The organism is Aeromonas sp. QDB62, assembly GCF_027705695.1.
Taxonomy (GTDB): domain Bacteria; phylum Pseudomonadota; class Gammaproteobacteria; order Enterobacterales; family Aeromonadaceae; genus Aeromonas; species Aeromonas allosaccharophila.
In genome coordinates, this window is record NZ_JAPDCD010000034.1 from 47,226 (window position 1) to 54,886 (window position 7,661).

The window sequence follows — 7,661 nt, forward strand, 5'->3', positions numbered from 1 at the left end:
GTCATTGGACTTTTCCAAGGAGGAGAAGATGGTCAAATATCAGAATATTCTGGTGGTTATCAATCCAGAAGAGGAGCGTCAAATCGCCCTCGAACGGGCAGTCAAAGTCGCCGAGCTGGACGAAAACGCCCATCTGACCCTGCTGCTCACCATCTATGACTTCTCGTATGAAATGACCGCCATGCTCTCGGTGGACGAGCGGCAAGAGATGCGCGACGGCGTCATTTCACAGCGACGTGAGTGGCTGGACGAAATCCTGACCCCCTATCGGGCACAGGGGATCGCCTGCGAGGTGAAGGTGGTCTGGCACAATCGCCCCTTCGAATGCGTCATTCAGGAGGTGCTGGAGCAGCACCACGATCTGGTGGTCAAGGCCACCCACCATCACAGCTTCCTGCAAACTTTCATCTTTACCCCCACCGACTGGCATCTGCTGCGCAAATGCCCCTGTCCGGTGCTGCTGGTCAAGGAGGGTCACTGGCAACGGGGCGGCAACATCATCGCCGCCATCAACTGCTCAAGCGACGATCCGGATCAGAAACTGCTCAACGAACGGATCACCCAGGAAGGGAGCGATATCGCAGAGCTGCTGGGCTCCAACCTCTATCTGGTCAACACCTACCCGGGCACCCCGGTCAACGTGGCCATCGAGCTGCCGGAGTTTGACCCCAACGCCTACAACGAAGCGATCCGCAAACACCACGAAAGCCTGCTGCTGAGCCATGCCGACAAGTTCGGGATTGGTCATCTCTGGACCCGGGTAGCTGAAGGGCTACCGGAAGAGGTGTTGCCGGACATGGCCGAAGAGCTCAAGGCGACATTGATGATCATGGGCTGTGTCGGCCGTACCGGGCTTTCTGCTGCTTTACTCGGCAATACCGCCGAACATGTTATTGACCGCCTCTCCTGCGACATCCTGATCCTCAAACCGGCGGACTACAGCTGCCCGGTCGACAGTCGTCGCAAACAATCATAAGGTGCCTGGCACCTTGCCCTCCCCCGGGACATGGCTATAATAACGCGCTTATTTGTGTCCCGGGTTTTACGAGCATGCTAGAAGAGCTGAACGCCAAAGATAAATACAGTTTTAACAAACTGCAGAAGCGCCTGCGGCGCAACGTGGGTCAGGCCATTGCCGACTTCAACATGATTGAAGAGGGCGACAAGGTCATGGTCTGCCTCTCCGGCGGCAAGGACAGCTTCGGTATGCTCGACATACTGATGAGCCTCAAAGCCAGCGCCCCCATCCATTTCGATCTGGTTGCCGTCAACCTGGATCAGAAGCAGCCCGGCTTCCCCGAGCATGTGCTGCCTGAATACCTCGCCTCGCTCGGCATCGAGTACAAGATCGTCGAGGAAGATACCTACTCCATCGTCAAGGAGAAGGTACCGGAAGGCAAAACCACCTGCTCCCTCTGCTCACGACTGCGCCGCGGTATTCTCTATCGCACCGCCCAGGAGTTGGGTTGCACCAAGATTGCCCTTGGCCACCACCGCGACGACATCCTCGAGACCCTGTTCCTCAACATGTTCTACGGTGGCAAGCTCAAGTCCATGCCGCCCAAGCTGGTGAGCGATGATGGCAAGAACGTGGTGATCCGCCCGCTGGCCTACTGCAAAGAGAAGGATCTGATCCGCTACGCCGAGGTCAAAGCCTTCCCCATCATCCCGTGCAACCTGTGCGGCTCGCAGGAGAACCTGCAACGTCAGGCCATCAAGCAGATGATGCAGGATTGGGATCGCCGCTTCCCGGGTCGTATCGAAACCATGTTCACCGCCATTCAGGACGTGATCCCGAGCCACCTGCTCGATCACAAGCTGTTTGACTTCAAGAGCATCAACCGCGACTCCGGCATCATCGATGGCGGCGACAAGGCGTTTGATCCGCCCGAGATGCCAAAGGCGCCGCTGCTGGACATCGATGAGATGGACATGCTGGATGTGATTGAAGTGCGCTAAGCCGCTGTCACATGGCAAACGCCACGCAATAAAAAAGGAGCGATAATCGCTCCTTTTTTGCTTTCTTGATTGGCCTGTCACTGCGGTGACAGCGCCACCGGCCTCACCCCTTGTGCAGCCAGGGGGTCAACCGCAGCACCTCACCCTGCAGGCGCAGTTGCCCTGCGGCGAACGCAGCAAGCTGCTCATTGCTCAACAGCAGATGGCCTTCCTGCCAGGGCAGCGCCTCCTGACGGTCGCCATCAATCAGATAAGCGGTGCCGCTCTGCTCCACCAGGGTAATGCGTACCCCTTCCATCTTCGGCAAGAAGTGCTTGCCGAGCATGCCCGCCATCTTGTCGAGCAGCGATTGCATCTGCTGCTGACGGGCCGCCAGCTCCGCCAGCGGCAGCTCGGGCCCGTTCGGTGCATCGGCCATCACCTGTACCGCCATATCACAGCTGGCATGTGGCTCTTTGAGCGTGACCTGCACCATCCCTTTGTCGAGGTTGAGATCATCATCAAACGGCAGGCGCAGTTCGCTATCGACCGTCACCTCGCCCGCGACCTCCTTGTCCTGCGTCGATACCCGCGCAGCGACCAGGCCGCAGCGCTGACCATTTTGCGGATCGGTCAGATAAAACCCCAGTCTGGCGTGACCAAACTCCCCTTTGGCAAAGGTCTTCATCTGGCTGTAGAAGGTGCTGTATTGCAGATCCAGCACCGGCTCAGCCAGCGCCAGCCCTGGCAGCAAGAGACTGGCCAGCAGGCTCTGGCGCACAGCCTTGGTCACTCCATATCGACGGGTCATTCAACATCCTTTTGCATCATGCATTGAAATGGTTGGGGCCTTCTGTCACCTCATTAACCTCTACTGCCACACCACAGAGATCCCGATAGAGGATCCCCTTGCAGTTGAAATAGAGCGGTGCCACCCAGATAAGCCCCAACCCCATCGGGATCAGAGCCAGGAAGAAGAGCGCGGTCATCACGCCGTGGAACAGCACAATGCTGGGCCAGCCGCGCGCAAAGAGCTTGAGAGAGACCAGAATGGCCTGGGGCGGCGTCAGACCGCGCTCCAGAACCAGCGGTACGGTAAAGAGCAGCCCCATGCCGATCAGCGCCGAGGGAATGAAAGAGAGTACGGCGGGCAACCCCACCAAATCGAACAGCGGACCAAACAGGCTGGTGAGCAGACTGCCAAGCAGGCTCAACATGCCGAGGCGCACAAAATGGCGGAAGAAGTCGAACACCTGGTTGGCCCGGGCACGCACCCCGACCGACTGCTGCAACCCCAGCATATCGAGGGAGCTGGTCATGGGGGCCATCACCACCGTCATCAGCAGGCTCAGCACCATGGCCACATTCATCTGGTTGTCGTCCCCCAGATAGGGCAACAGCAGCACATTGCTGAGCAGGATCCAGATCGCCGTCACTCCGACAATCGCCAGCAGCAGGCCAAATCCGGTACGGCGGGTCTGTTGCCATCCCTCCTGGATGACCCCTTTCAGATCAAGGCGGTAGCCCTGGTTCAGAGACTGCTCAAGGGAGCCGCCAATACGCATTTTATTACTCAATTGACTATCCAATATCGAAAACGACCAAATCAGGTGGCACATTATAGCGATTTGGTCTGCTATTCGTAGCCGTTTTTCCTGTCCACTCCCGGCTAATTCGGGCCAAAAAGCCTTTGATTTCATGGATTGGCTGCATAGAATGCGGCCCTCTTTCAACACGATGGCCACTGGCTGGGGTGAGACTGGCGGATGATGAACAATCCACAGGTAATTGTCGCGCTGAACAAGATCAGCAAAAAATACGATGGCAAGGTGATCCTGAGTGACCTTGACCTGGAAATCTATGATGGTGAATTTCTTACCCTGCTGGGCCCCTCCGGCTGCGGCAAGACGACCCTGCTGCGCCTGCTGGCCGGGCTCGAATCGGTCGATGGTGGCACCATCCATCTGGCCGGTGACGAGATCACCCATATCCCCGCCGAACACAGGCACATCAACACCGTGTTCCAGAGCTATGCGCTCTTCCCCCATATGACGGTGTTTGAAAACGTCGCCTTTGGCCTTCAGATGCAAAAGGTGCCTGCCAGCGAGATCCGCCAGCGGGTCGAGGAGACCCTCGCCATGGTGCAGCTCACCGAGCTGGCCAACCGCCGCCCGGACCAGCTCTCCGGCGGCCAGCAGCAACGGGTCGCCATCGCCCGCGCCGTGGTCAACAAGCCCCGCCTGCTGCTGCTCGACGAATCCCTCTCGGCGCTCGACTACAAGCTGCGCAAGCAGATGCAGAGCGAGCTCAAGGCGCTGCAACGTCGCCTTGGCATCACCTTTGTCTTCGTTACCCATGATCAGGAAGAGGCGCTCACCATGTCTGATCGCATCCTGGTGATGGAGGGGGGCAAGATCATCCAGCGCGGCACCCCGCGCGATATCTACGAATCGCCAGCTAATCTGTTCGTGGCCCGCTTTATCGGCGAGATCAACGTGATGGATGGCAAGCTGATCAGCCAGCGCGAGCCCGGTATCTGGCAGGCGGAGGTAGAGGGGCGCGAATGCCTGCTCCATACCACCTTGCCGTTCCAGCCAGACGAGAAGGTGCTGGTGCTGCTGCGCCCGGAAGATCTGCGCATTCTCGATCAGGATGCCGATCAGAGCGGCGCGCTGCGGGGCAATATCCGCGAGCGTAACTACAAGGGGGCGACGCTGGATTCGGTGATCGAGCTCGAAAGTGGCAAACAGCTGCTTATCTCCGAGTTCTTCGACGAGGATGACCCCGATTTTGACTACCGTCTGGGTCAGGAGGTGGCGATCCACTGGGTTGACAGCTGGGAGGTGGTGCTGCCCTATGAGCCTCACTAATCTGCGGGTAGCGCACAGCTTTGCCCACAATGGCTTTCGCAACACGGCCATCGCGCTGATCCTGGGCTGGCTGACGCTGTTTGTCTTCCTGCCCAACCTGATGATCATCGGCGTCAGCTTCCTGACCCGCGATGAATCCGAGCTTATCGCGCCACTCTTTACCCTGAGCAACTATGGCCGCCTGCTGGACCCCCTCTATTTCGAGGTGCTGCTCCACTCCCTCTGGCTGGCGCTGCTCGCCACAAGCATCAGCTTGCTGGTGGGCTACCCCTTTGCCTGGCTGCTGGCCCATCTTCCAACACGCATCCGCCCGCTGCTGCTGTTTCTGGTGGTGGTGCCGTTCTGGACCAACTCCCTGATCCGTACCTATGCGCTCAAGGTGCTGCTCGGCACCCGGGGGCTGATCAATGGCTGGCTGCTGGATCTGGGGCTTATCGAGCGACCGCTGCAGATGATGTATACCGAGGTGGCCGTCATCATCGGACTGGTCTATGTGCTGCTCCCCTTTATGGTGCTGCCGCTCTACTCCAGCATCGAGAATCTGGATGGCCGTTTGCTGGAGGCGGCGCGGGATCTCGGCGCCAACGGCTGGCAGCGGCTGGTGCGGATCATCTTGCCCCTCACCCTGCCCGGCGTCATCGCCGGTTGTCTGCTGGTGTTCCTGCCCGCCATGGGGATGTTTTACGTCTCCGACTTGCTGGGGGGCGCCAAGCACCTGCTGATCGGCAACCTGATCAAGACCCAGTTCCTCAACAGCCGTGACTGGCCCTTTGGCGCCGCCATCAGCGTGATGCTGACGGTGCTGATGGCGCTGTTGGTCTACTGCTACTGGCGGGCGGGCAAGCTGCTCAGCAAGAAGGGGGAGCTGGCATGATGCGCGCACTGAAAGCTCTGTTCCTGCTGCTGGTGTTTGGCTATCTCTATGTGCCCATCGGGGTGCTGATCGCCAACTCCTTCAACCTGTCGAAATATGGCATCGACTGGCGCGGCTTTACCTTGGGCTGGTATGAGAAGCTGTTTGCCAGCGCCAGTCTGATGCAGGCGGCCCAGCACTCCCTGACTATTGCCGCCCTCACCGCCACCGCAGCCACCCTGATCGGCACCCTCACCGCCGTGGCGCTGTTTCGCTATCGCTTTCGCGGCAAGCAGTACGTGAGCGGCATGCTGTTCGTGGTGATGATGTCCCCCGATATCGTGATGGCCATTTCGCTGCTGACCCTGTTTGTAGTGACCGGCATTGCGCTGGGCTTCTGGTCGCTGCTGATCGCCCACATCACCTTCTGTCTGCCGTTCGTGGTGATCACTGTCTACTCGCGGCTGTGCGGTTTTGATGTGCGGATGCTGGAGGCAGCGCGGGATCTGGGGGCTGGCGAGTGGATCATCCTGCGCCGCATCATACTGCCGCTGGCCCTGCCAGCGGTGATGGCGGGCTGGCTGCTCTCCTTTACCCTGTCGCTGGACGACGTGGTGGTGAGCTCCTTTGTTACCGGCCCGGCCTACGAGATCCTGCCGCTCAAGATCTACTCCATGGTCAAGGTGGGGGTCTCCCCCGAGGTCAACGCCCTGGCCACCCTGATGCTGGTCGCCTCCCTCGGGATGGTGCTGCTAGCGCAACTGTTACTGCGCAAACGGCAGGGTTAACCCTGCCCGTTTCGTCCCCGCCACCTTTGGCGAACTCTGTCACGGTGGGCCGCAAGGCCCCATAACCCCAAGGAGTTGTTGATGACAATCCAACACCAGGCTGGCGCCCTGCTGGCAGCCGCCCTCACCCTCACCACCCCGCTGCTGAGCCAGAACGCTCACGCGGCCGACGACAAGGTGGTCTACTTCTACAACTGGTCGGAATATGTGCCGGACGGCCTGCTGGAGCAGTTCCAGCAAGAGACAGGCATCAAGGTGATCTACTCCACCTACGAAGCCAACGAGACCCTCTACGCCAAGCTGAAAACCCATGGCGATGGCTATGACGTGGTAGTGCCCAGCACCTACTTCATCTCGAAAATGGCCAAAGAGGGAATGCTGCAGCCGCTGGATCGCGCCCAGCTGCCCAACTTCAAGCACCTCGACCCTACCCTGCTCAACCACGAGTACGACCCGGACAACCGCTACTCCATCCCCTATATCTGGGGCGCAACCGGGATCGGCACCAACACCGACATCATCGAGCAGCCGGTGACCAGCTGGAAGCAGCTCTGGGCACCGGAGTGGAAAGAGAGCCTGCTGCTGATGGACGATGCCCGCGAGGTGTTCCATATCGCGCTGGTGCAGCTGGGCTACAGCCCCAACACCCAAGACAAGGCGCAAATTGCCGAAGCGTTCGAATACCTGAAAAAGCTGATGCCCAACGTCAAGGCGTTCAACTCCGACAACCCGGCCGACCCCTTTATCGCCGGTGAGGTCAATATCGGCATGTTGTGGAACGGATCGGCCTACGGCGCCCAGCGCGAATACCCCTCCATCCAGATGACCTACCCCGAAGAAGGCGCCGTGCTCTGGATGGACAACCTCGCCATTCCGGCCAAGGCCAAGCATGTGAAAGAGGCGCACGCCCTGATCAACTTCCTGATGCGCCCCGATGTGGCCGCCAAGGTGGCCGAGGCAATTGGCTACCCCACCCCGGTCAAGGATGCCATTCCCCTGCTCACCCCGGCGTTTCGCAACAACCCCATGGTCTTCCCGAGCGACGAGATCAAACGCAAGGGGGAGTTCCAGTCCGATGTGGGGGATGCCTCCCGACTCTACGAGCAGTACTTCCTGCAGCTTAAAGCCATGGTGGCCTCAGAGATCCCCTCATTTTTAGAGACTCAAATAATTCCAAGTGTGCGGGTATATAAGCGGTGTTGCTTCAGGTAG

8 protein-coding genes are annotated in these 7,661 nt (G+C 59.3%); 6 read left to right on the forward strand and 2 right to left on the reverse strand.

Annotation, left to right across the window (positions count from 1 at the left end; all coding sequences use genetic code 11):
- Positions 1–28 precede the first annotated feature (28 nt).
- Positions 29–976: a universal stress protein UspE gene (uspE, locus tag OKC27_RS16450; protein WP_111808199.1), complete on the forward strand. Its 948-nt coding sequence runs from the start codon at positions 29–31 to the stop codon at positions 974–976.
- A 74-nt stretch (positions 977–1,050) separates the two neighbouring features.
- Positions 1,051–1,959 (forward strand): tRNA 2-thiocytidine(32) synthetase TtcA, encoded by a 909-nt coding sequence (gene ttcA / locus OKC27_RS16455; RefSeq protein ID WP_042062333.1) that lies wholly within the window; start codon positions 1,051–1,053, stop codon positions 1,957–1,959.
- A gap of 103 nt (positions 1,960–2,062) precedes the next feature.
- On the opposite strand, the gene OKC27_RS16460 is transcribed toward ttcA, so the two are convergent.
- Together OKC27_RS16460 and OKC27_RS16465 are read right to left on the reverse strand one after the other, a co-directional pair.
- Positions 2,063–2,749 (reverse strand): DUF2987 domain-containing protein, encoded by a 687-nt coding sequence (locus tag OKC27_RS16460; protein ID WP_270806491.1) that lies wholly within the window; start codon positions 2,747–2,749, stop codon positions 2,063–2,065.
- A gap of 16 nt (positions 2,750–2,765) precedes the next feature.
- Positions 2,766–3,503 carry a hypothetical protein gene (locus OKC27_RS16465; RefSeq protein ID WP_075113594.1) on the reverse strand — a complete coding sequence of 246 codons (738 nt, stop codon included), beginning with the start codon at positions 3,501–3,503 and terminating at the stop codon, positions 2,766–2,768.
- Positions 3,504–3,704: 201 nt separating this feature from the next.
- Here OKC27_RS16465 and potA point away from each other — a divergent pair, with 201 nt between their 5' ends.
- The 4 genes from potA (at position 3,705) to OKC27_RS16485 (ending at position 7,661) form a co-directional block, all read left to right on the forward strand.
- A complete protein-coding gene (potA, locus tag OKC27_RS16470) occupies positions 3,705–4,808 on the forward strand; it encodes a spermidine/putrescine ABC transporter ATP-binding protein PotA (RefSeq protein ID WP_197929982.1) in 1,104 nt (367 codons plus the stop codon).
- Complete coding sequence (gene potB, locus OKC27_RS16475) at positions 4,795–5,682, forward strand: spermidine/putrescine ABC transporter permease PotB (protein WP_270806492.1); 888 nt, start codon at positions 4,795–4,797, stop codon at positions 5,680–5,682. The genes potA and potB overlap by 14 nt, the downstream gene beginning before the upstream one ends.
- Positions 5,679–6,449, forward strand: coding sequence for a spermidine/putrescine ABC transporter permease PotC (gene potC, locus OKC27_RS16480; protein ID WP_005336644.1), 771 nt, complete (start codon positions 5,679–5,681; stop codon positions 6,447–6,449). The genes potB and potC overlap by 4 nt, the downstream gene beginning before the upstream one ends.
- Before the next feature lie 81 nt (positions 6,450–6,530).
- Positions 6,531–7,661, forward strand: a complete 1,131-nt coding sequence (locus OKC27_RS16485; protein WP_270806493.1) for an extracellular solute-binding protein — start codon at positions 6,531–6,533, stop codon at positions 7,659–7,661.

Excerpts from the sequence above, each read along its gene's own strand:
- potC (WP_005336644.1), top strand. The coding sequence starts at position 5,679 with ATGATGCGCGCACTGAAAGCTCTGTTCCTGCTGCTGGTGTTTGGCTAT.
- potB (WP_270806492.1), top strand. The coding sequence starts at position 4,795 with ATGAGCCTCACTAATCTGCGGGTAGCGCACAGCTTTGCCCACAATGGC.
- potA (WP_197929982.1), top strand. The coding sequence starts at position 3,705 with ATGATGAACAATCCACAGGTAATTGTCGCGCTGAACAAGATCAGCAAA.
- uspE (WP_111808199.1), top strand. The coding sequence starts at position 29 with ATGGTCAAATATCAGAATATTCTGGTGGTTATCAATCCAGAAGAGGAG.
- OKC27_RS16465 (WP_075113594.1), bottom strand. The coding sequence starts at position 3,503 with ATGCGTATTGGCGGCTCCCTTGAGCAGTCTCTGAACCAGGGCTACCGC.
- OKC27_RS16460 (WP_270806491.1), bottom strand. The coding sequence starts at position 2,749 with ATGACCCGTCGATATGGAGTGACCAAGGCTGTGCGCCAGAGCCTGCTG.
- OKC27_RS16485 (WP_270806493.1), top strand. The coding sequence starts at position 6,531 with ATGACAATCCAACACCAGGCTGGCGCCCTGCTGGCAGCCGCCCTCACC.
- ttcA (WP_042062333.1), top strand. The coding sequence starts at position 1,051 with ATGCTAGAAGAGCTGAACGCCAAAGATAAATACAGTTTTAACAAACTG.